14 protein-coding genes are annotated in these 23,688 nt (G+C 58.9%); 7 read left to right on the top strand and 7 right to left on the bottom strand.

Going from position 1 to position 23,688, the window contains the following annotated elements; translation table 11 throughout:
- Window positions 1-52: 52 nt before the first annotated feature.
- The 6 genes from atpA (at window position 53) to glmU (ending at window position 6,924) form a co-directional block, all read left to right on the top strand.
- Entirely contained in the window at window positions 53-1,603 is a 1,551-nt protein-coding gene (atpA, locus tag QMG46_RS01780) for a F0F1 ATP synthase subunit alpha (RefSeq protein WP_281850724.1), read from the top strand.
- A 105-nt stretch (window positions 1,604-1,708) separates the two neighbouring features.
- Entirely contained in the window at window positions 1,709-2,638 is a 930-nt protein-coding gene (gene atpG / locus QMG46_RS01775) for a F0F1 ATP synthase subunit gamma (RefSeq protein WP_281850723.1), read from the top strand.
- Between the two features lie 97 nt (window positions 2,639-2,735).
- Window positions 2,736-4,148 (top strand): F0F1 ATP synthase subunit beta, encoded by a 1,413-nt coding sequence (gene atpD / locus QMG46_RS01770; RefSeq protein WP_281850722.1) that lies wholly within the window; start codon window positions 2,736-2,738, stop codon window positions 4,146-4,148.
- 84 nt (window positions 4,149-4,232) lie between these two features.
- Window positions 4,233-4,658, top strand: coding sequence for a F0F1 ATP synthase subunit epsilon (locus tag QMG46_RS01765; RefSeq protein WP_281850721.1), 426 nt, complete (start codon window positions 4,233-4,235; stop codon window positions 4,656-4,658).
- 336 nt (window positions 4,659-4,994) lie between these two features.
- Window positions 4,995-5,507 (top strand): energy transducer TonB, encoded by a 513-nt coding sequence (locus tag QMG46_RS01760; RefSeq protein ID WP_281850720.1) that lies wholly within the window; start codon window positions 4,995-4,997, stop codon window positions 5,505-5,507.
- Window positions 5,508-5,556: 49 nt separating this feature from the next.
- The gene (glmU, locus tag QMG46_RS01755; protein ID WP_281850719.1) at window positions 5,557-6,924 is read left to right on the top strand and encodes a bifunctional UDP-N-acetylglucosamine diphosphorylase/glucosamine-1-phosphate N-acetyltransferase GlmU; all 1,368 of its coding nucleotides are present in this window, start codon (window positions 5,557-5,559) and stop codon (window positions 6,922-6,924) included.
- A 12-nt stretch (window positions 6,925-6,936) separates the two neighbouring features.
- Here the strand turns inward: glmU and QMG46_RS01750 are convergent, their stop codons facing one another.
- From QMG46_RS01750 to QMG46_RS01720, 7 genes are all read right to left on the bottom strand, one after another.
- Window positions 6,937-7,989, bottom strand: a complete 1,053-nt coding sequence (locus QMG46_RS01750; protein ID WP_281850718.1) for a class I SAM-dependent methyltransferase — start codon at window positions 7,987-7,989, stop codon at window positions 6,937-6,939.
- A gap of 204 nt (window positions 7,990-8,193) precedes the next feature.
- The gene (locus QMG46_RS01745) at window positions 8,194-9,246 is read right to left on the bottom strand and encodes a class I SAM-dependent methyltransferase (RefSeq protein WP_281850717.1); all 1,053 of its coding nucleotides are present in this window, start codon (window positions 9,244-9,246) and stop codon (window positions 8,194-8,196) included.
- On the bottom strand, window positions 9,236-10,423 hold the full coding sequence (locus QMG46_RS01740) for a glycosyltransferase (RefSeq protein WP_281850716.1): 1,188 nt from the start codon (window positions 10,421-10,423) through the stop codon (window positions 9,236-9,238). Before QMG46_RS01740 ends, QMG46_RS01745 begins: the two co-directional genes overlap by 11 nt.
- A complete protein-coding gene (locus tag QMG46_RS01735) occupies window positions 10,420-11,229 on the bottom strand; it encodes an alpha/beta fold hydrolase (RefSeq protein ID WP_281850715.1) in 810 nt (269 codons plus the stop codon). Before QMG46_RS01735 ends, QMG46_RS01740 begins: the two co-directional genes overlap by 4 nt.
- Window positions 11,230-11,231: 2 nt before the next feature.
- A complete protein-coding gene (locus QMG46_RS01730) occupies window positions 11,232-11,540 on the bottom strand; it encodes a hypothetical protein (protein ID WP_281850714.1) in 309 nt (102 codons plus the stop codon).
- Window positions 11,541-11,564: 24 nt separating this feature from the next.
- Window positions 11,565-15,944 carry a beta-ketoacyl synthase N-terminal-like domain-containing protein gene (locus tag QMG46_RS01725; RefSeq protein WP_281850713.1) on the bottom strand — a complete coding sequence of 1,460 codons (4,380 nt, stop codon included), beginning with the start codon at window positions 15,942-15,944 and terminating at the stop codon, window positions 11,565-11,567.
- Window positions 15,944-22,891, bottom strand: coding sequence for a type I polyketide synthase (locus QMG46_RS01720; RefSeq protein ID WP_281850712.1), 6,948 nt, complete (start codon window positions 22,889-22,891; stop codon window positions 15,944-15,946). The genes QMG46_RS01725 and QMG46_RS01720 overlap by 1 nt, the downstream gene beginning before the upstream one ends.
- 524 nt (window positions 22,892-23,415) lie before the next feature.
- Between QMG46_RS01720 and QMG46_RS01715 the strand changes: the two genes are divergently transcribed.
- Window positions 23,416-23,685, top strand: coding sequence for an ApeE family acyl carrier protein (locus QMG46_RS01715; RefSeq protein WP_281850711.1), 270 nt, complete (start codon window positions 23,416-23,418; stop codon window positions 23,683-23,685).
- The last annotated feature ends 3 nt before the right edge of the window (window positions 23,686-23,688 follow it).

The following is a 23,688-nucleotide window of genomic DNA, read 5'->3' as shown; positions in this document are numbered from 1 at the left end:
ATTCAAATCATCGGGTGCCGTTAAAGCGGCGCGAACCCAAGGATAACGACCTATGTCCAGCACTACGTTGAACCCGTCCGAGATCAGTGAACTGATCAAGAGCCGTATCGAGCAGTTCAAGCTCGGCGCGGAAGCCCGCAACGAAGGCACCATCATCAGCGTGTCCGACGGCATCGTGCGCATCCACGGCCTGGCCGATGTGATGCAGGGCGAAATGATCGAACTGCCGGGCAACTCGTTTGCATTGGCTTTGAACCTCGAGCGCGACTCCGTCGGCGCGGTGGTGCTGGGCGAATACCAGCATCTGCGCGAAGGCGACACCGCCAAGACCACCGGCCGCATTCTCGAAGTGCCGGTCGGTCCGGAACTGCTCGGCCGCGTGGTCGATTCGCTCGGCAACCCGATCGACGGCAAGGGCCCGCTCAACGCCAAGCTCAGCTCGGCGATCGAAAAAGTCGCGCCGGGCGTGATCTGGCGTAAGTCGGTCGACGAGCCGGTGCAGACCGGTTACAAGTCGGTCGACTCGATGATCCCGATCGGCCGCGGTCAGCGCGAGCTGATCATCGGCGACCGTCAGACCGGCAAGACCGCGCTGGCGATCGACGCGATCATCAACCAGAAAGATTCCGGCATTAAGTGCATCTACGTCGCGATCGGCCAGAAGCGTTCGTCGATCGCTGCCGTCGTGCGCAAGCTCGAAGAGAACGGCGCGCTGGCCAACACCATCGTGGTGGTCGCTTCGGCGTCCGAGTCGGCCGCGCTGCAGTACATCGCACCGTATTCGGGTTGCGCGATGGGCGAGTACTTCCGCGACCGCGGCCAGGACGCGCTGATCATCTATGACGATCTGTCCAAACAGGCTGTGGCCTACCGCCAGATCTCGCTGCTGCTCAAGCGTCCGCCGGGCCGCGAAGCCTATCCGGGCGACGTGTTCTATCTCCACTCGCGTCTGCTCGAGCGCGCATCGCGCGTCTCCGAGGAGTACGTCGAGAAGTTCACCAACGGTGAGGTAAAGGGCAAGACCGGTTCGCTGACCGCGCTGCCGATCATCGAAACGCAGGCCGGTGACGTGTCCGCATTCGTGCCGACCAACGTGATCTCGATCACCGACGGTCAGATCTTCCTGGAAACCGACCTGTTCAACGCCGGCATCCGTCCGGCCGTGAACGCCGGTATCTCGGTGTCGCGCGTCGGTGGCGCCGCCCAGACCAAGATCGTCAAGAAGCTCTCCGGCGGCGTGAAGCTGGCCCTGGCGCAGTTCCGCGAGCTGGCTGCGTTCGCGCAGTTCGCCTCGGATCTGGACCCGGCCACCCGCGCCCAGCTGGATCGCGGCCAGCGCGTGACCGAGCTGATGAAGCAGTCGCAGTATGCGCCGCTGTCGATCGCCGAACTGGCGCTGTCGGTGTACGCCGCAGAAAAGGGCTACCTCGACGACCTGCCGGTGAACAAGGTGCTGCCCTTCGAAAAGGGCCTGCACTCGTTCATGCACCAGAACCACGAAGAGCTGATGAAGAAGATCGTCGCTACGGGTGACTGGAACGGCGAGATCGAAGGTGTCTTCAAGGCCTCGCTGGACGAGTACAAGAAGACCGGTAGTTGGTAATAGCAGGGAATTAGGAAACAGGGAACGGGGAACAAGAGCGCCGCGCGCTACCCCTTTCCCCGTTTTCCGATCCCTGTTCCCAAGCGAGCATAGCGAGCGAAAAGAATGGCAAGCGGACGCGAAATCAAAACCAAGATCAAGAGCACGCAGAACATGCGCAAGGTGACGCGCGCGCTCGAAATGGTCTCGGCCTCGAAGATCCGCAAGGCGCAGGACATGATGAAGGCGTCGCGGCCCTATGCGCGGCAGATGCGCAAGGTGATTGCGCACGTTGCGCAGGCCAGCACCGACTTCACCCATCCGTTCCTGGTGCAGCGCGAGAAGACCGCGCGCGTCGCTTATGTGGTGATCACCACCGATCGCGGCCTGTGCGGTGGCCTGAACTCCAACCTGTTCCGTCGCATGATCCCGTCGATCCGCGAGTGGCAGGCCAAGGGCGTCGAAGTCGATGTGCTCGCGATCGGCCAGAAGGCAGTGCAGTTCTTCCGCCGCATCAAGGGCGTCAATCTGATTGGCAGCGTGACCCACCTGGGCGACAAGCCCAAGCTGGAGCAGCTGATCGGTGTGATCAAGGTGGTGCTGGACGCTTATACGGACGGCAAGCTCGACCGTGTCTTCCTGGCCTACAACGACTTCATCAACACCATGACGCAGAAGCCGACGGTCGACGCGTTGCTTCCGTTGCCGCTGGTGGCTGCGGAAATGCAGGCTGCCGAAGGCGACAAGCAGAACACGCCGAACTGGCCGGTGGCCGGTCTCAAGCTCGAACAGTCGCACGACTGGGACTACATCTACGAGCCAGATGCCGCCACGGTGCTGGAATACGTTCTGGGTCGCTACATCGAGTCGGTGGTGTACCAGGGCGTGTTAGAAAACCTCGCCAGCGAACACGCTGCGCGCATGGTGGCGATGAAGAGCGCATCGGACAACGCGAACAAGGTGATCGGCGAACTGACGCTGATTTACAACAAGGCGCGCCAGGCCGCGATCACCCAGGAAATTTCGGAAATCGTCGGCGGCGCAGCGGCGGTATAACCACGGGCGGCCACGGACGTGGCCGCGCGTATTCATTAAACAAGCGACGCCTCGGTGGCGCTGTAAAGAACCTTAAAGATCCATTCGGAGCATATCCATGAGTCAGGGCAAAGTTGTACAGATCATCGGCGCGGTTATCGACGTGGAATTCGCACGCGATCAGGTGCCGCAGGTTTACGACGCGCTGAAGATCGACGGTACGGCGATCACGCTGGAAGTCCAGCAGGTCCTCGGCGACGGCGTCGTGCGTACCATTGCGCTCGGCTCGACCGACGGCCTGAAGCGCGGCCTCGTGGCGCGCAACACCGGCGAAGGAATCAAGGTGCCGGTCGGCAAGGCGACGCTCGGCCGCATCATGGACGTGCTCGGCAACCCGATCGACGAAGCCGGCCCGATCGGCGAGCAGGACCGCTGGGTGATCCATCGCGAAGCGCCGAGCTACGCTGACCAGGCTGCGGCTACCGATCTGCTGGAAACCGGCATCAAGGTCATCGACCTCGTTTGCCCGTTCGCCAAGGGCGGTAAGGTCGGCCTGTTCGGCGGCGCCGGCGTGGGCAAGACCGTGAACATGATGGAGCTCATCAATAACATCGCCAAGGCGCACTCGGGTCTGTCCGTGTTCGCCGGCGTGGGTGAGCGTACTCGTGAAGGTAACGACTTCTATCACGAGATGAAGGACTCCAACGTCCTGGACAAGGTCGCGATGGTCTACGGCCAGATGAACGAGCCGCCGGGCAACCGCCTGCGCGTCGCGCTGACCGGCCTGACCATGGCCGAATACTTCCGCGACGAGAAGGACGAGAGCGGCAAGGGCAAGGACGTGCTGCTGTTCGTCGACAACATCTACCGCTACACGCTGGCCGGTACCGAAGTATCCGCGCTGCTCGGCCGTATGCCGTCGGCGGTGGGTTACCAGCCGACGCTGGCCGAGGAAATGGGCGTGCTGCAGGAGCGCATCACCTCGACCAAGACCGGTTCGATCACTTCGATCCAGGCCGTATACGTGCCGGCGGACGATTACACCGATCCGTCGCCCGCTACCACCTTCGTTCACCTGGATTCGACCGTGGCGCTGTCGCGCGATATCGCCAGCCTGGGTATCTACCCGGCCGTCGATCCGCTCGCTTCGACCAGCCGCCAGCTCGACCCGCTGGTGATCGGCAACGAGCATTACGACGTTGCTCGTCGTGTGCAGGGCACCTTGCAGCGTTACAAGGAGCTCAAGGACATCATCGCGATTCTGGGCATGGACGAGCTGTCGCAGGAAGACCGCCAGGTGGTGGCGCGCGCACGTAAGTGCGAGCGTTTCTTCTCGCAGCCCTTCCATGTGGCCGAAGTGTTCACCGGTTCGCCGGGCAAGTACGTGTCGCTGAAGGAAACCATTCGCGGCTTCAAGATGATCGTCGACGGCGACGTGGACCATCTGCCGGAGCAGGCGTTCTACATGGTCGGCGGCATCGACGAGGCGATCAAGAAAGCCGAAGAGATGGGCGCCAAGAAGGCAGCCTGATCGAGGTGAGCGATTGGACCCGTTGATCAAGAATCAGCGGGTTTACCGTCACCGCCGCTTTATCGAACGTATTGGAACACCGTCATGAGCCATACCCTGCGAGTCGACATCGTCAGCGCCGAAGCCGAGATCTTTCACGGTGACGCGACCCTGGTCGTCGCTACCGGCGAAATGGGTGAGCTGGGTATCGCGCCCCGCCACGCCCCGCTGATCACGCGCCTGAAGCCGGGCCACGTCGATGTGGTGCTGACCAACGGCGAGCGCCAGCAGTTCTGGGTATCCGGCGGCATTCTGGAAGTGCAACCGCAGGTCGTGACCGTCCTGGCCGATACCGCTGTGCGCGCTTCCGATCTGGACGAAGCCGCTGCCCAGCGTGCCAAGAAAGAAGCCGAGGACGCCCTGGCCAACCGCACGGATGCCGAAGACATTGCCGAGGCCCAGGCCAAGCTGGCATTGGCGTTGGCGCAGCTGCAGGCGCTGGAGCGTCTGCGCAAGAACCTCAAGCACTGAGCGCGTCGTTCGATGGATGTCTGCGAGACGCCGGCCTTTGTGTCGGCGTTTTGCTTTTAGAGCGCCCCCTCACCCCAACCCTCTCCCCCGGCGAAGCCAGGGGAGAGGGAGCAGGTTTGGGAAATTCGAAACATCGAGGATCTACTCAGTTGCCCCTCTCTCTCCTGGCTATGCCGGGGAAGAAGGGGCAGGTTTGGGAAATCCGAAGCATCGAAGATCTACTCAGTTGGCTCCCTCTCCCCTGGCTCTGCCGGGGGAGAGGGCTGGGGTGAGGGGGCGCCTTGCAAGTCTCACTGGCTCGCATGCATCCTGATCGCCCGCCCCACAGAGAGCACTGTGACAACAAGGGCCCTTCTTGCCGCAGCCATCGCCCTGCTACTAGGTGCCTGCGCACAAACGCCGAACAGGTCCGTCAGCGCGCCTATCAATAACGGCAGCAACGACACGCGCCACTACCAGCTCGCCATGGGGCAGGTAGCCAGCGGAGGTTCTCCCTTCCAGCGCGTCGATCCGATTTACCCGCCCAGCTTGTTGCCACGTTGCATGCTGCCGGTAGATGTCGACGCCCTGTTGATCGTCGACACCGACGGCAAAGTCGACGAAGTACGCGTAGCAGATGAAACGCAGGCGGACGCCGCGCACAAATTGTTTATCTCCGCGACACGCGAAGCGGCGAAACAGTGGCAGTTCAATCCGCTGACCATCCGCTACTGGACGGCCGATGCGAACGGCGAGCAACATGAAACCGGCAGCGAAACCAGGCCCTTCAGCCTACGTTATACGTTTCATTTCGAATGCCGTGACGGCCGTGCCATAACCCATACGGCCGATCGCCCGGCGCAGGCATGATCGTCCGTTATCATTATCTCCCTCTCAGCAACGTGCCAAGGTCAGCGCCATGAACAACGCCCCGCTGCATGTCGTTATCCTCGCCGCCGGCGAAGGCAAGCGGATGAAGTCGAAGCTGGCCAAGGTGCTGATGCCACTGGCCGGGCGACCTTTGCTGGCTCATGTGATCGAGGCTGCACGAGCGCTTCAGCCGAACGCCATCCACATCGTCTACGGCCACAATGGCGACCAGGTGCGTGGAGCATTCGACAGCCAGCCCGATCTGCGTTGGGCCTTGCAGGCTGAGCGCCTGGGCACCGGCCATGCGGTGGCGCAAGCGCTGCGTGATATCCCGGACGCTGCGCGCGTGCTGGTGCTCTATGGCGATGTGCCGTTGACTCGCGTCGAAACGCTGCGTCGCCTGGCGCAATCGAACGAAACGCTATGCCTGCTTACTACACGGCTGACTGAGCCGCAGGGCTACGGTCGCGTGCTGCGCGACGGGAATGGGCTGGTGCGTGCGGTAGTCGAGGAGAAGGACGCCGATGACACCCAGCGCGCGGTCAATCTGATCAACACAGGCATCCTCGCGGTCGAGGCGGCTGCGCTCAAGCGTTGGATCGACAAGCTCGATCGCAACAACGCCCAGGGCGAGTATTACCTTACCGATATCTTTGCCATGGCGGCAGGGGAGAACCGGCCAGCATTCAGCCTGGAATGTGATGACCCGGTTGAGGCGGCAGGTGCCAACAATCCCTGGCAGTTGGCCGAGCTCGAAGCACACTACCGTCGTCGCGCCGCACGTGCACTGGCTGAAGACGGCGTACGCATGGCCGATCCTATGCGGTTGGATATACGCGGCACGGTAACCGCCGGCCGCGACGTGGAACTGGATATCGATGTCGTACTGGAAGGCAGCATCCAGTTCGGCGACAACGTCCGCGTCGGCCCGTTCTGTCGTCTCAAGAACGTGCAGCTCGCCGCCGGTACGGTGGTGCAGGCCCATTGCGACATCGAGGGTGTGGTGACGCATGGGCCATGCACGATCGGTCCGTTTGCGCGCTTGCGCCCTGGCACCGAACTGGCATCCGGCGTCCACGTCGGCAACTTTGTCGAGGTGAAGAAGTCCAGCATCGGCGAAAACAGCAAGGCCAATCATCTGAGCTATATCGGCGACACGATCATCGGTCGCGGCGTCAACGTCGGTGCCGGCACGATTACCTGTAACTACGACGGTATCAACAAGTTCGTCACGCGGATCGAAGATGGAGCCTTTATCGGCTCCAACAGCGCGTTGGTCGCTCCGGTGACGATTGGAACCATGGCGACCATTGGCGCGGGTTCGACCATCACGAGAGACGCTCCCGCCGACAGTTTGACCCTGGCACGCGCGAGGCAGACGACACTTGCGGGCTGGACGCGACCGGTCAAGAAATAGGCGTCTCTTTAGTTATCGGCTTACCTTTCGCGCAATCACCCGGTAGGCAATATTCTGCCCAGTCGCCTTAAGTAACGGCTCGACCACCCATATGTCCAAGCATCGGGCCAGCACCAGCAAAGGTGCTGCGACCAGAAATGTTATCTGGCGAACAGGCCTGAAAAGCAGAGATGGACGAGTCTGGCGCCACGGTGCGCCATCGTTGGGAAGCCGATGATTGAGCCACAGAAGCAGTGCGGCGGATAAATTGACGGGATCATGAGGCGAGCAACTGTCGCAGTGCTCAATTTGAAATCCCATGAGCGAGAGCTCTTTGACCATGTTGTCCGCGGGGATGAAATGAAGGTGTTGTGGCTGCAGCCATGCCACCCAATACCGACCGAGCCAGCGGGACAGCGGGCAACGTATATTGGGAACTTCAACGACAAGAATGCCATCGCGCTTCAGCAGGTTGGCTGCCTGTCGAAGATCATCTTTGGGGTCGGTGGTGTGTTCCAGATAATGGAACATGCTGACCACATCGTAGCTACCGGTTGCGCGCTGGCTTAAATCGGACAGCGGTTCACGAAAACCTCGCTGAACTCGACCAGCCTCAAACGCCTCGTCGATTCCCGAAGACATATCCGTACCATGGAATTCCGTGTCCGAAAAAACTTCGCGCGCTGTTTCGCAGAAGTGGCCATAACCCGCACCTACATCAAGCCATAGTGCTGGGCCAGCCTGGATGGAAGCGACAGCGCGTGCGCGATGGCGATAGATTTTTCCATTGCGCGCAAATATTTTGCGCATGCGATCTGCGCCATTTCCGTCGTAGAAGTCGCGATAGTAATGACTCAGGCCTTGACCAGACAGTTGCGGGTTCTGAAAAACATGCCCGCATACCTTGCAGCAACTGAGCATGAAACAGCCGTCTTTACGCTGAAAAAGATCTGCCGTCTGAAGGCGGTCGGCCAGTGCGACGCTTGCGCACCAGGGGCAGTCGTTGCGCCGGGGGAGAAAGAACGTCGATAGCGGCATGGCAGCCGATGGTTTGTCGTGCGCTTTGTTGGTTGACGATCCGGTCACAGTGACTCCTTCGGCGGAAGCGACCCGCACTCAAGAAAATAGTGCCTTGATGGCACCGGTAACAGTGGGCGAAAAGGCGATGATCGGTGCCGGACCCGTGATAGCCAGAGATGTATCCCCGATGCGCTGACCCTCCAGCGTGCTAGGAAAATCTTGTTATCGAGTTGGATGCGACCCACGAAGAACAAGTTGTCGGGTACGACATTACCCCTTGGGTTTGCGTGCTATCAGTCGATAGGCGTTTCCCCGTTGGCTCAGTCGCAACAGTGGGCCAAGCAACACAAGATCGACGACTCTGGCGATGGCCAGAAAGGGCAATGCCAGCAACCAGGCTGCAGCCCGCACACAAAGTGATATCCGGCCGGCGGATGTCGAGCTCCAGGGAGCATTCTCCCTCGGCAGCTTCGCATGAAGTGCCAGCAAGAGGGCTCCGGTAAGGTCGAGCGGGTCGTGAGGATCGCCACTGTCGCAGTGCTCGATGCTGAGACCCAACGCGATCATTTCTCTTGCCAGATTGGGCGAGGGCACGAAGTGCAGGTGCTGAGGTTGTAGCCAAGGCAGCCAGTAACGGCCCAGCCAACGCGACATCGGTGAGTGCGTGTTGGGAACTTCGATGACCAGAAGGCCCCCAGGCTTCAAGAGGTCCGCCGCGTGTCGAAGTTGTGCCTTGGGATCCGTTGTGTGCTCGAGATAGTGATACATGCTGATAACGTCGTAGCACTCCGGGTATCGCGCACTCATTACGGCCAACGATTCCTTGAAGGCTGCATGGATGCGGCCGGTCTTCAAGCCGTCGTCGATACCTTCAGAAGCGTCGATGCCATGGAAACGGGTATCTGGAAAGACGGTACGTGCCGTTTCACAAAAATGTCCATAGCCCGTTCCTACATCGAGCCAGAACGCCGGATGCGGGTCGACAGCGGCAATGGCACGAGCACGTCGCCGATAGGTGCCACGCCTTCCGGCAAATGTCTTGCGCATCTTCGTGGCGCCCAGGCCGTCATAAAAGTCGCGGTAGTAGTAGCCCAGGCCGGCTTCGCTGAGGCGAGGGTTCTGGAAAATATGCAGGCAATGGCGGCATCGATCCAATACAAATCGTCCCTGCTTTTGCTTGATCAGGTCGACGGAATCGAGGTGTCGTGTGATATCGAGGCTGTTGCACCAGGGGCAGTCGTTGCGCTCTTCCAGAAAGAGCGCAGGATCGTCGTAGCGAAACTGTTTGTAATAGCGTTGGGCCAGTTCGATGTCACGAGTCATGCGAATCCATTCCATTATGCAAGGCACCTGATCGCAAGAAGTGCTCGACCGCATCTGCAGCCCGGTCCGTTCCGTTGGCCATCGATGGCTGGATATCCAATGCGGCGGCACGATAAGCCGGATCACCAAGGACCCGATCGATCGCCGCGCCTATGGCGGCGGCCCTGGGGCGGCCAAAGCGCACACGCACCCCCACCCCTGCGTCGACCACCTGCGCAGCATTCATGGGTTGATCATCACGAATGGGAGCTACGACGAGCGGCACGCCATGGCTGATCGCTTCCGATATCGTGTTCTGCCCGCCATGGCATACGATTGCGTCCAGGTGTTCCAGAAGCGCCAGCTGCGGAACGCGCCTGAGGACAAGTATGTCGTCATCCGATACGCGCTCCATGCTGTCCGACGGATCCAGCAATATCGTTTGGATAGTCTCTCGCCGCTCATGGCAAGCCAGCCACGCTTCCTCCAGGAAGGATTTCCCAGCAAGGTCGTTAAGCGTGCCCAGTGAGACCAGCACCTTGCGCCGCCTATCCAGTTTCTCCCAGGGAAATGCTGCTGTCTCGGAACGATGTTTGATGGAACAGCCGACACCCGCAATCTGCGGATGGGTGGGCAGGGCCCCGGTCAAGGCGCAACTGCTGAAAAGCAGCGTCCCGAAAGGAGAGAAGCGTGGGTCCGAGGCATCTCGAAGCCCCAGTTCCGCTCCAAATTCCGCCAACGCATTCATCAACCATCGATGAAAGCTCGCCTGGCTTTGTGGCCCTGGATCAATCTCTCCTGATGTCGTTGCCAGGGTGAGCCAGCGATAGCCTGCTTCACGAGCGGCCAGAGAGCCGGCGAAAGTCTGCTGATCAGAAAGCACGAGGTCCGGCCGAAAGGCATCGAGTGCTTCGACGGTAAGCGGATACATGGCTTGGGCCATGCTCAGGTACGTTTTCCAAAGCGAGAGGATCGCATCCGATCCACGCAATTCACCCAGGCGCTCATTCGCTCGGTCGACAACCCAATCGAGCGTGCATCCATACACAGTCATCGACTTCGAACCTAGCTTTTTCAGCAGTTTCTCGTCGCCGACCCATCTAATTTCATGGCCGCGGGCCGCCAGTTCCATGGCCAGACTGAGCGCCGGGCTGAGATGGCCGACGAAGGGAGGGCCTACAAAAAGCAGCTTGTTCATGACGCGTAGTCCAGAACATTCGGCTCCTTATAAAAATCACGAAGATGAGATTTCAGCGCGGGTAATGCCTCATACAACAGGAAATGCGAGGCGTGAGGTATGACTTCCACCCGAAGATTCTGTAGGTGACCGATCGATTCCATGGTGCCTTCGTAGGCACCATGCGTGCTTTCTGCGCCATAGATACCCAGAGTCGGCACGGAAATGGCGTGCAGCTGGCCCAGTGTCGGTAATTCGCTTGCTTCAATATCGGCAAGGTATGTTCGATCCATGAGCATGCTACGCATCCGAGCGATGACCTTATTGGAAAGATCCGAGTTCTCTTCGTAGTGAGCGACGACCTTGTCAATGTTCTGCCTCATATTGCGCAGAAAGTTGGCGAAGCTTTCCCTCGATCCCGGTGTCATCGGTTGTCCTTCGAGGAGGGCCAGGCTAGCAGACCTCTCTGGCCGAAGAGCAACGTAGCTCGCGGCCAGCCCAGCGCCATATGAGCTTCCTATGACATGTACCTTTCTATCGACGCCTACAGCATCAAGAATGGCGTCGATGTCGAGAAAAATACGTTCGAGGTTGTAGCAGCCAGGGCGATATTCACTGCGGCCATACCCAGCGCGATCGTAAAGAACGACATTCATGCCGAGCTCGATAAGCGTCGAGGCTATGGTCGTATAGTAGGAGCTCAGGTTGTCGGACAAACCGCCGTGCAGCACCAAGGCCACAGGAGCATGGCTCGCGACCTTTTCGCGCTCGCCAGCCGCATCACATACGAGAACATTAATACCTAAGCCATTGATGGTAGTTCGCATGGTCAGCTTTCCTTCGAATGGATCTGCCGTACCACGTACTGCGTAATGTCACCAAGAGTGAGTTTTGGGAGAAGTTCGAACTCCGTCTCCGAGAGATAAGTCGCCATATTGACGCTCTCGCCATAGCGATCGCTCAAGGCCAGGCCGAAGCGAACGATATCGAAACTCTCAAGATCCAGGTCGGATTGAATGGTTGTTTCAGGTAAAAGCGGAATGTCCACGCAGTAGTCGGAAGTTACCATCGTCAATATGTCTACTACCTCTGCGAAGACCGCTTCCTCGTTCGCGGTAAGCTGGAACGTCTTTGTCATGCGATTCATCCTCCTTGATGTGCGTTATGAAGTTCGGAGATTTTCGGTATCGATCGTCCAGGAAACGACAAACGCTGCATCGCTGGATTCATCTGACCTAAGCAGACGGTGTGCAACGGAATGCCGAGTCTCTATTCCTTGGGACCTGCGGCGTGATAGCTGAAGCATCGTCTCGTCGAAAGACGTCACAACGATCTCTCCAGATTGGTAGCGAAGCCCAAGTCCATCGAGCTTCGATACGGCCTCCTTGGCCGTCCAGAATCGCCAGAACATAAGGTCGGCATCAGCCGGGGTCTTCGCCAATTGCCGTATCATGTCGGCCTCCGTTGGGGTCAGGCTTGACGCTACAAGCCCCTGATCGACCGGCCTGAGTTTCTCGACATCGATACCGACACCGCCAGGCGCGAACTCCCGGGTACGGCATAGGGCGACGGCAAGGCCTTCGACATGGGCTATGGAGAGGTGTAGAGGCGGAAGTACCCGCCCATGTTGGCCTTTGGGGAATGGCGCGCCTTCGCTATCATTCTTGATGATGATTTCCGCGGGATAGATATCGCGTTCGCCGCCTTTCCACAGCAGGTCGCGGACTGCATCCTTTGCTGCGATGCGGCCGAGTAGCCATTGTCTTTGACGGTGAGTCTTCAGTGTCGTGTAGTACTCGCGCTCTGATTTTGCGAGCTGATAATGCGACAGGACTTCACGACTGGATGCATCCGACCCGTGCTCCGACAGCCAGGACCAGCCGTCGTCGTTTATGGTGGCAACAGGATAAAGCTCAGGAAAATAGGTGCTTGATCGGAGCTTCGAATCAAGACTGAAGCGGTGATCCGTCCATCGCTTTATGGTGAGCCATGGTGCGGTGCCGACGCTTGCATGAATATCCGCATACACCGACGACTTGTCGGCTGTGAGCGAGTGCACCAGACAGTCGACGAACGACCCGATAGATGGCGCATCACTATGTATCTCAATCTTCGCGATGCGGTGAGGGAATGCCAACGATCGATCTTCAAGGCGAAGCATGATGAGGTAGCCAAGCAGTTGGCCCATGTTGTCAAGCGTCGCGCCGGGCAATGGGAGCACCCGGATTCTTCCGAGGATATGGTCATTGCCACAGTGAACCAGCTGATCTATACCTCTGAAGGAAGGGCCGTGAAACATCCAGCGATCTTCGTATATCGCGGCTGCCGGCATCTCACAGGGATCGCATTGTGCAAGCCTGGGTGACTGCGGCGCCTCGATATAGGAATGGCCGAATACGAAGACAGCCTGGCAGTAGTCGCCGAGCTTGACGGCGACCTTGCCAGCCGATGTGTGTTGGACGTCGACAGGAATATCTTTGGACGGAATGGCCTCCATCCATCGATTGAACTGGATATCCTCGATAGCGATGACTTTTTCGGTATTTCGCATAACTGCCGCGTGCTGCCACATCCATTCGATAAGCAAGGTGCCAGGCACGACCGGCCATCGCTCTGCGTCTTCAGAGCAGGCATCGCTTTGCTTTACCAGAGAGTGATCACGCAGGAAGGGCAAGGCATCCATGGAAACGTGGATGCTCGTAGGAGGAGCGGCCTTACGAGTGTTGGATCGCTCATTCGCCCTTATTACTTGTGCCAGGTCATCTTTTGCACGATCGAGCATCTGCGCAAACGCCTTCGCCGGTGCTGTGAGCGTCAAGGGAGATATCCCATTACCCTGGGCGGAGCTCAAGGCGGAATACACCGCAGAATCCGGCTTTGAATGGATGCTTATCAGACCCGAATCGAGATCGAGAGGAAGCGACGACGGTGTCGCTGCATCAGGCACGTTGAATGCCAGCGGATTCACCTGCGCCCCGTTTGACCACATATCCAGAAGCAAACGCTGCAATTGTTCCAAGCCGCCGTATCGACGGCTTGCCGCAGACGTCGTCATATGTGGAAGGCCGCGAAGCGTGTCATCAACGAGTGCGGCAAGCTGCCCCATGCCAACCTGCACGAAAGCCCTGAATCCGTCCTCGTGCATGGCGCGAATCATGGTGGAGAATCTCACCGGCTCTACAAGATGCTGCCGCATCAGAGCGATGATGTCCTTGGGCCGGTCAGGGTAGCGTGCTGTTGTTGTTGCCGACCAGATGGGGCATCGCGTCTTTCTGATCTGCGAATTGTCGATTCCTTCAAGAAACGCTGTGGCATGTGACTCGAACATGGGAGTGTGCAGGCCCGAGACAAAAGGAAGAATCTGCGCAAAATATCCAAGCTTTTTTACCTCCCGGATAAAAAGCTCGGCGACGTCACGTGTTCCGCATACGGTTGTTTGCTTGGAGGCGTTTTCGTGGGATATGACTAGATTTCCCCATGAACCGCTCTCAAGCATGGTCCTGACCGCGTCGATGCTCATGCTGACCGCGACATAGGCAAGCGATGGGAATGTAAAGCTGCGAGTGCAGTAGAGTCGCCGTGTCACCTCTATGTCTGATAGGCCGCCACTGGCGGTGAATGCGGTGAGCTCTCCGATGCTGTGTCCCGCCACTGCATCGGCGCGCACATCCAGCCGCTGAAGTGCGGCATTGAAGAGCAAACCTGTATCCAGGACAACGCGTGCATGGGCCAAGACATCGCTGGCCTCGACACCGGTCATGTCGGGTGCATTCAAGCGGAAGTACGCAGCGACTTCATCAGGGCTCACTGGCAGATGAGTATCCAGGCCAGGAAAAATGAATGCTGTCTTGAGTCGCCCGTTCCCGTCTGCCAGCGACACAGGCGAGTGCCAGACATTCTGCTGCCCACGGCATGTTCGTCCCTGGATGACGGCGTCCAGAGCATCGCGAATGCGCTCGGTCGTAGGATCGAGTATGGCAACTCTGGCATTGCCTTGGGGAGCGGGCGGTGGAATGTCGCCGTGCAATGCTTGTTGCAGGGCTGCTTCAAGTTTTTCCCTGGTGGCGGCCTGAAAGATCGTTACCCTGGATGGTGCGGCCCTGGTGGGTTGGTGTGCCAAAGGCGTGTCGGTGCAAATGGATTCCCACGATTGCATGACCAGGTGAGCGTTTATTCCACCAAAACCAAATGCATTCACACCTGCCCGCCGATGTTGCCGGTTACCGTGCACGATCCAGGGCATTTGTTGTTCGATCACCTTGAATCGCGTTTCCGAAAGCAGCTTATTTGGCTTCCGGCAGTGAAGGCTGGGAGGGAACACTCCGTAGTACAGTGCAAGTGCCGTTTTGATGACGGCGGCGACACCCGCTGCGGGCATGGCATGGCCGATCATGGACTTGATCGAACCCAGGACCGCATGCGAGTTTGCTGCAGGTCCGAAGATCGCGGCCAGAGTTCTCAGTTCTGCCTCATCGCCAGATGGTGTGGCGGTACCGTGAGCTTCGATAAGGTCCACACTGTCTTCGTTGAGTGGGTCCCAGCCTGCATCGGACCAGGCTGATCGTAGGGCTCGTATTTGGCCCTGGGGTTGCGGGCTCATGAGGCTGGCACCCCGGCCATCGCTGGATACGGCGCTCCCTTTTATGACTGCATAGATCCGGTCGCCTTCCTTGGCGGCGTCGATGGCGCGCCTCAGTACGATGACGCCCGTTCCCTCGCCAATGAGCAAGCCGTCCGCTTGAGCATCAAAGGGCCGAATACTTTGAGCGGAAGACAGGGCGCCCAGCGTTTCAAATATTTTCCAGAAGGAAAGATCATGACAATGATGGATGCCGCCAGCGATGACGACATCGCAGGTGTTTTCTCGCAGAAGCCGGATTGCCTGGTCGATAGCGACCAGAGATGATGCGCAAGCCGCATCTACCGTATATGCGGGGCCGTGCAGATTGAGGCGGTTTGCGATGCGCGAGGCCGCCAGGTTGGGAACCAGGCCAATCACGGATCCGCTGGCGCTATGCCCAAGCTCACTGAGAAAGGTTTCACGCATCTGCATAAGAGTTGAGTCTGGTAGACCCGGTGCAAATGTTCGCAGAGCGTGCACTATCTGTTGGGAACTTTTGACTTTTTGTTCGTAACGAGTTGCTCCGGGAGCAAGATAGCCGCCACGCCCAAGAATGACGCCGATACGGTCTGAGCCTGTTCGTTGCTGGGGGAGCCCGGCATCCATCAATGCGTCAGCGGCCAATTTTAGGGCGATAAGTTGGTCGGGCTCGATATAGTCGAGATCATTGGGTGCTATCCCATAGACGATCGGGTCGATATGAATGGGGGAGATAAAGCCTCCCCGCCTGCATCGAGGTAGCTCAAGCAGCGTGTCATCCAGATCTGTGGCGCCACGCAGCCAGCGCCCGGGTGGAACCGGGCCGGTTGAGTCGACGCCGTTGACGATGTTGCTCCAGAATTCGGAGAGATCGCTTGCACCGGGAAATAGCGCCGCCATCCCCGTAATGGCGACGTCACGATCGTGAGGCCGGGCTTGCATCACCAGCTACCTGCGCTATAGACGACCGAGTATCTGCATTCTGTAGAGATGTTGATCTCTGCGAAGAACGCATCCACTCCGGCGTCGGGTTGGATCATCGCAATGTCCTGCGCGGCAAATTGTTTCGCCAGTTCCGGAGAAACCATGCCTCCTTGCCCCTCTCCGAGCGGGGCCCAGGGCCCCCAATGCATGGTTATTACGCGAGCGGCAACACGTGGACTGCACTCCCTTGTCAGAGCATCCAATGCGCTGTTGGCCGCGGCGTAGTCGCTTTGGCCGCGATTGCCGAACATGGCTGCAATGCTGCCGAACATGACCAGAACATCGGGTGTTTGCTTCAGTCTCTCGCAGGCGCGTATCAGCTTCCTGGCACCGTCCATCTTGGCAGACCACACGCGTTTGAAGGAGTCGTTGTCCTTGTCGGCGATGAGGCGGTCTTCGATGATACCGGCAGCATGAACGATTCCATGAATGGGGCCGTGCAAGCGTTCTACATCAGCCAGCAACGTATCAATACCGGCATCTTCAGTGATATCCAGCTTGTGGTAACTCACACGACAGCCAAGAGCTTCGATAGCATCGATGGTTTGACGCACCTCCCTACGCGCTAGAATGTCCTTGGCCATGCGGGTAGCTTCTGGCGGATTGTTGGCCATTTTGTGCGCAAGAATTGCGCCGCGTAGCGCGTTGATGCTTGAGAAGTTGATGAGGCTTTCGTCTTCTTCGATGGCGCAGTCGTCAGTTCTGCCAACCAACACAATACGGCAGACGCCAGCCGCCAAGCGTTTTGCCATCAGGCCGGTAATGCCTCGGGCGCCGCCAATCAGCAACCATGTCGAGTTTCTGGATTCGGATACGCCGGCTCCTTGAGGAAGGGCACTCTCGGCCAATACGGGCGTCAACCGGCTGCTATCCTGATATACGACAACCGGCAACGCGGAGTCATCGCATAATTCGGCCAAGGCTATGCTAGCTGCGTAGTCGTCTGAAGCCTGGGCATCGAGTTCGACGAGACGAATAGTTGTTGAGGGATACTCCCTGGCGGCGCAGCGGAAAAATCCACGAAGGCTGGCGCAAAGTACGGCATCGTCACTACGACAGATGGCTATCAGCCGCCGAGGCTCGGCGGCAAGATACCCTTTCCAGGTATCGTATTGTGCGGGGAATTCCGACGGAGCAAGTGAGCCTGTATCGATGATCCAGTCAGCGGTATGCGCAGCCGTGACGGTGGCGAGCGGGTTCGGTACCAGGCAGACCGTTGCGTCATTGGTCCTGCGCGCAATGGCCTCCAGAAGAGTGGTAGGCGACGATACGACATACATATTGCGCCAGTGAAGGCGACCATCCGAAGCGAGCGCCGGTATCGCCTCGAGTCGCTCGATCAGTCTGGTTGGTGCTATGCCTTCTAAAGTCGAGGCGCCTGTCTTATCTGTTGCTGTGTGCTGCGGTGTCGCGCCTTGCTGGAGTACCGAAGCCATGGCCGATGGTGTGCGCGCAGCGGTCAGTGCATCGACTCGCGCGGTATCGGTTGTGATCGAAAATGCCTGGGCGAGATGGCCTGCGATTTCCGCTCGCTTGATGGAATCGATACTGAGGTCCGATTCGATATCAAGATCGGCGGTCACTGCATGAGAGGGGTAACCGGTTCTTTCGCAGATGGCTTGAATGACGGTTTCGAGTACATCAGCCTGCGATATGTCGACAGGCTCTTCTATTGATATCGTATTTGCATCATCACCGATGGCAATTATTTCGCACATTGCCGATATCGTTCGCGCCTGAGCGAGTGCATCGGCAACATGTACGTCATTTGCTTGTGCCATTCCTCTGCCTTTGAGCGACTGAAGAACATGGCCGACGATTTCCGCTCGTTTTATCGAGTCAATACTGAGATCGCTTTCTAGATCGAGATCATTGGTCAGAACATCGGTGGGATAGCCGGTGCGCTCCGCGATGATGCGCGTGATCATCTCTGCTATTGAATCCGTGGACGTGTCCGCTCGAACGGGCTTTGCGAGAGCGTTCTCGGGAGTATTTTTCGCATGCGCCAGGCCTGCGCTCGCCGCCTCGATCGGTTGGTCGATCGTCGCCGACCTGGGGGCCTCGGGGCGGCTCCCAAGATGCTGAAGCAGCACGTCGCGTTGCGATGCAATCGCATCGCTCGTGCTTTGGATGAATTGCTCGATGAGCGCTACATCTGTCGAGAGCTCTTGTGTGCGCGGCGACGCCGGGGAACACAGGCTTGGAATGGGGGCCGTAGGCTTGAGCCCTCCGGCTAGCGGCATACCGTCGGCTGTACGAACAAAATGTCCATCGACTAACCATTTTGCGTCACACCCAGCGCGTTCAGGTGTCCGCGAACAGGTCCTGCCCTGAAGCAACCAGCTTTCGTTGATGGCAACGCCAGCCACGGCCAACGCGGCCACGGTTTGCAGCAGGCCGGCCAGTGTTCCGTCGCCATGCGGATCAATGGACAACGCACGATATTTGCGACCTCCGAGGATCGCGCGGGTGAGGCCGCAAAGCACATTTCCGGGGCCTACTTCGATGAAGGTCCGTGCGCCAGCGTCATGCATGGCAAGGATCTGGTCCACGAAGCGAACGGGATGCGCAATTTGCGCAGCCAGCTCTTGCCCGGCCGTGGATGCATCCATGGCATGGGGCGTCGCGAGGCGATTCGACCAGACTTGGTGACGCAGCGGCGAGAACGCAACTTTGGCGAGGAGGTCGCGAAACGGTGCACTCGCGCTCGCGACGATCGGACTGTGGAATGCACAGGCAACGGCAAGGGGCCTGACGCCGACGCCCTGTGCTTTGAGTAGCGCACATGCAGCCGAGATGGCCGTTGTCGGCCCTGATATCACCGTCTGATCAGGGGCGTTGTGATTGGCGCAAACGATATCTGACGTGGCTTCGCTCACAGCAAGCAGCGGCAGGATGATTGCCGGGGAGGCAGCGACGGCGGCCATGGCACCCGGGTCGCTTTCTATGGCGTCATGGATGCATTGGGCACGTTGCTTGCTGAGGGTGAGCAGGGTGTGTTCGTCGATGGCGCCCGCAGACCAGAATGCCACCAGCTCACCGTAGGAGTGACCGGCAGCCATATCGGGCGTTACGCCAAGCCCCTCAAGCGCTCTGGCTGCCATCATTGATGCGATGCCAAGCGCAGGTTGTGCTACACGTGTGTCCTTGAGCCTGTTGATCTGTCTGGCCCGAGCATCGTCATCGAAGGGGTGGCCTGTGAACCAGGCATCTGCGATGTCGGGCTCAGATGCCAGGTATCTGCGAAGACCGGGGATGAATGTCGGCAGCTCGCGCAACATATTGGGGCGCTGGCTACCTTGGCCGGGAAACAGGAATGCCAGTTTTTCTGGCGCTGCCTCGTTCTCATTGCGGATGTAGAGCTCACCGGCAATGGGAAGGCCTTCCCGCGCCGATCGCAATAGTGAGGTGAAGTGCTGGATGTCTCTTGCAACGAAAGCAAAGTGTGCGGGTTGAGATTGATCCGATTGAGCGAACACATCGGAGGTGACCTGGTGTAGCGCCGGTAGCGGTGCTTGCGTTGCAAACATCTCCAGCAATCGGTCGATCACGCTGTTGGCCGTGTTCCGTGAGGCGCCACGGATCAGGATGAGTTCGCATGGCCTATGCGCAAGCGAGGGGTCGACGTCCATCACAGCGTCGTTAGATAGCACGGTGTGGAAGTTCGTGCCGCCGAACCCAAAGGCACTGACGCCGGCAACGCGTTGTTTGCCGCCGGTCAGCCACGGCTGCGCTACAGTTTGAAGACGTAGAGCACCTTCACTTGGCCATGCGGCGCTAGGGGTGGTGATATGAGTCGTTGGTGGCCGGATGCCGGTGTGCAGTGCCAGTGAAGCCTTGATGATGCCAGCGAGGCCGGCTGCGCATTTGGTGTGCCCAATGAGGGATTTGACCGAGCCGAGTACGCAGTGACCGGGCGCCGCGGAAGCGTCATCGAGCACCCGTGATAGTGAAGACAATTCAGTGCGATCACCTACGGCGGTGCCGGTGCCATGGGCTTCGACAAGGCCGACTTCAGCGGGGCTGCGTTGTGCCTGGGCATAGGCGCGACGTAGTGCCGCTTGTTGCCCTTCCGGCCGCGGAGCGGTCAGTCCTTTGCCTCTGCCATCGCTGGCCGACCCAATCGCTTCAATGACGCTGTATATGCGGTCACCGTCACGTTGAGCGTCCTCTACACGCTTGAGTACGAGACAGGCGATACCTTCCCCGAGCACGATGCCATCGCTATGGGCGTCGAAAGGCAGGGAGCGGCCGCTGGGCGAGAGCGCGCCAGCCGAATTGAACATCATGTAATCGCTGATGCCGTTATGAAGATCCGCGCCGCCGCACAGGACCATGTCACTATGTCCGAGGCGCAGTTCCTTGCAGGCCATGTCGAGAGCGGCGAGCGACGAGGCGCAGGCAGCATCCACAGTGAAGTTCCCGCCACCCAGATCCAACCTGCTGGCGATCCGGCCTGCAATGACGTTTGACAGCATTCCGGGGAAAGTGTCCTCGGTGAATCGAGGCAACTGTTCCTGCAGAAGGTCGGGCACGCTGTCGATATAGGTGGGAAGTACCGCGCGCAGTGTGAGTGCATCACGTAGTTCGCTGCCGGCTTCGGCACCGAATATCACGGCGGTGCGCGACCGGTCGAAGCCACCTTTTCCATAGCCGGCATGGGCAAGCGCACGCTGCGCCATTTCCAGGCTCAGGAGCTGTATGGGTTCGATCGTTGCCATCGAGGCTGGCGGGATGCCATAGCTGAGCGCATCGAATTCAACAGGATCGATGAAGGCGCCACGCCTGGAGGCGACGCGATCGCTCGATATGGCATGATTGCCATGGTAGCGATCGGCGTTCCAGCGCGACGAAGGTATATCGGTGAACGAGGGCGACGCGTCAATGATTCGTTGCCAGAACGCGCCTACATTCTCGCTCCCCGCGAATGCGCAGGCGATGCCGACAATGGCGACCCTATAAGGCTCAGGGGCGGATGCATGCTCGACCGCCGGCTCTCGCATGCGTTCGATGTTTTGCGAAAACCATTCGGTGGCGCGACGTGTGACTTCTTCGTGAAGCTGGTGAAGAGTCGAGGTTTTGCTTCGCAGCAGCGATATGTCACCTGCCATAAACATGCCGTCACTGAGTTGGGCAGCGTCATCGGCCTGCTTCAATGAGCCTCCTTCACGTCGAAGCCCCTTACTAGCCAGACGTAGGCGTCCAAGATTGAGCTGCTCCAGTGCGCTCCAGATGTCGCGCTCGTTCTTGCCTTCTTTGAGCCATGTGTTTTTGCAGCGTTGAAATTCATCCACAAAGGGGGTCGAAAGACAACGCGTAGCGTGTCCTGGTGCGGTTTCGAGCAGTCGCGTCCCTGTCGCCAGCAGCAACTGCTGTTGAAATAGCTGTCCAATCGCGCCATGGCGAACGGCTTCCTCGGTGAAAAGATATGCCGTGCCCATGAGAATGCCGGTGCGTATGAGCTGGTTTGCCATGCCGGCGGTCATGGCCATCACCGCTGATGCGGAAGCGGCGTCGTGGATCCCGCCCGCAAATACCAGTTCGATCGGCGCAGAGATCTTGCCTTGCTCTTGCGCAAGTTGGGACTCGACGATGTCGAGCTGCGACTCCCACAACGGGAAACTGTTGCGAGGCCCGATATGTCCGCCACATTCGGCGCCTTCGAAGATGAATCGCCGTACGCCGGCGTCGAGAAATTGGGTAAGGAGACCGGGGGAAGGAACGTGCACGAACGTGGTAATGCCAAGCGCCTCCAGTGCGAGCGCTTGTGCCGGCCTGCCGCCGGCAATAATGGCGTGCGAGGGGCGAATCTGTACGATGGCGTCCAACTGAGCCTGGCGTATCGCCTCGTCGGCAAAACCGAGTATGCCCACGCCCCATGGCTGATCGCCCAACTGCTGCTGGCACTGACGCAACAATTCGAGCGACGCCGGTCCGTCCAGCAGGGCTAATGCGACGAAAGGCAGTGCTCCCGCTGCGGCGACCGACGAGGCGAACGCGGCTTGATCGCTAACTCGAGTCATTGGGCCCTGTAGAACGGGAATCCGCGTCCCAAGGGTTTCGCACAATCCGGAAGGCCTGCCCGGCTCGGCGAGCTGCAGCTGCCTCCTGATATTCCTGAAGGCGGCGAACGTTCGTGGAACGTTGCCGAAACGCCTCGCGAATATTCTTGCCAGATATGCGTCTTGCCCGGCGATCAGGGAGGTGCCGGACGTCGATCGCTTTGGCCTGATGAGCCGATACTCACCTTCGCGAGTGGTTTCCGCACCATCGATGCGATCCAGCAAATGCCGGGTAGTGAGCGGGACATGGCTCTCTTCGAGCAATGCGAGCTGGATGTCCAGAACGACACCCGCCGCACCAGCCACAAGGGCCGCTGCCGCCGTGCGCAGACCGATGCCGCCGCACGCCCAGATTGGAAGGTGGATGTCTGCGTTGGAAACGAGTGTTTGCAGCAGGATAAAAGTCGACAATTGACTACTGCAGCCACCGGATTCGTCGCCGCGTGCGATCAGCGCGATGGCGCCGCTACCTTGCGCATTCAACGCTTCCTGCAGACCGCGTACTTCGCACGCGAATGCAAGGTTACGACTTCGGGCTATGTTTACGCCCGTGTCTGCATCTGCCGATAATAAAACCAGCGTATCTGGCGGCAGCGTGTCGAGCAGGCTGTCATAGGCAGCTGGTGGGAAGTTTCTACCGATGCGTATGCCAAAGGCAGATGTCGCGTTGTCACGTAGTTCGATCAAGGCCTTTTCCGCGACAGCGGGGTCGGTGCCCAGGTCCAGTACGCCGATCGCGCCCGTGCGGCAGATTGCCAACGTCAGATTAGTGTCGGGCTGCTCAAGCGGAGTCAGTCCGATAACGATGTCGCTTCGTCCTTGAAAGCGGTTTTCCGTGCTCATGATTCCATTTCTTGATGCCGCGGGTAGAAAAGCACATTAAGCGGTGCGGGAAATGGGGCGTAGCGGACTAGCGCCGAGGGAGGTGTCGGGCTCGGCTGAATTGGCGGATATTTTCGTTTGTTGTGTATGAGAAAGCGGCATGATGCAGGCGCAAGGCGCTCGAACGCTGTTGGCACGGATGTGCTTCGGCAGTCGTTGAGGAGGCCTCCCATCCAGGCGATCGAATCATTGGCGGAAGGGTGGGAAGGAGTTTGCCCTGCCGGGGATGGCTTTCGAAAGGCGGCAGAAAAGAGCAAAACCACAGCAAGAAGGCGTGTGCTTTTTGTATGCACCGCATTCACCATGTACTGCGAAAAGCGCCATAGCCATGGTTAAACACAAGCTGTTTGCCGTGGCCGAATTTCCTACCACGGTTCAGCCTGCCCAGCGGATAATGCCTACGCATCCCGCGCCTGCGGCGGCGGTTGACACGATATACTTGGCGGTCAATTTGACTGGGGAAAACAGACTTTGGTGCGTAACCTATGACCGGACAAAATGTGACGCAGCATGAGTTGGCCGCCTTGATCGTCAACGCCCTGAACCTGGAGTCGGTGGCGCCTGAACAGATCGAGCTGGACGCTCCGCTGTTCAGCGGCCATTTGGGGCTCGACTCGATCGATGCGCTCGAAATAGCGCTGGCCGTATCCAAGCGCTATGGGTTTCAGTTGCGTTCGGACAATCCGGACAATGGCCGAATTTTCTCCAGCTTGCGCAACTTGTCCGATTATATCGAGCAGCATCGGACCGCGTGACGA

The sequence above is a fragment of the Dyella sp. GSA-30 genome (genome assembly GCF_027924605.1).
GTDB lineage: Bacteria > Pseudomonadota > Gammaproteobacteria > Xanthomonadales > Rhodanobacteraceae > GSA-30.
The sequence above is the reverse complement of the archived record's forward strand: the minus strand, read 5'-3'. Positions and strand labels throughout refer to the sequence as shown.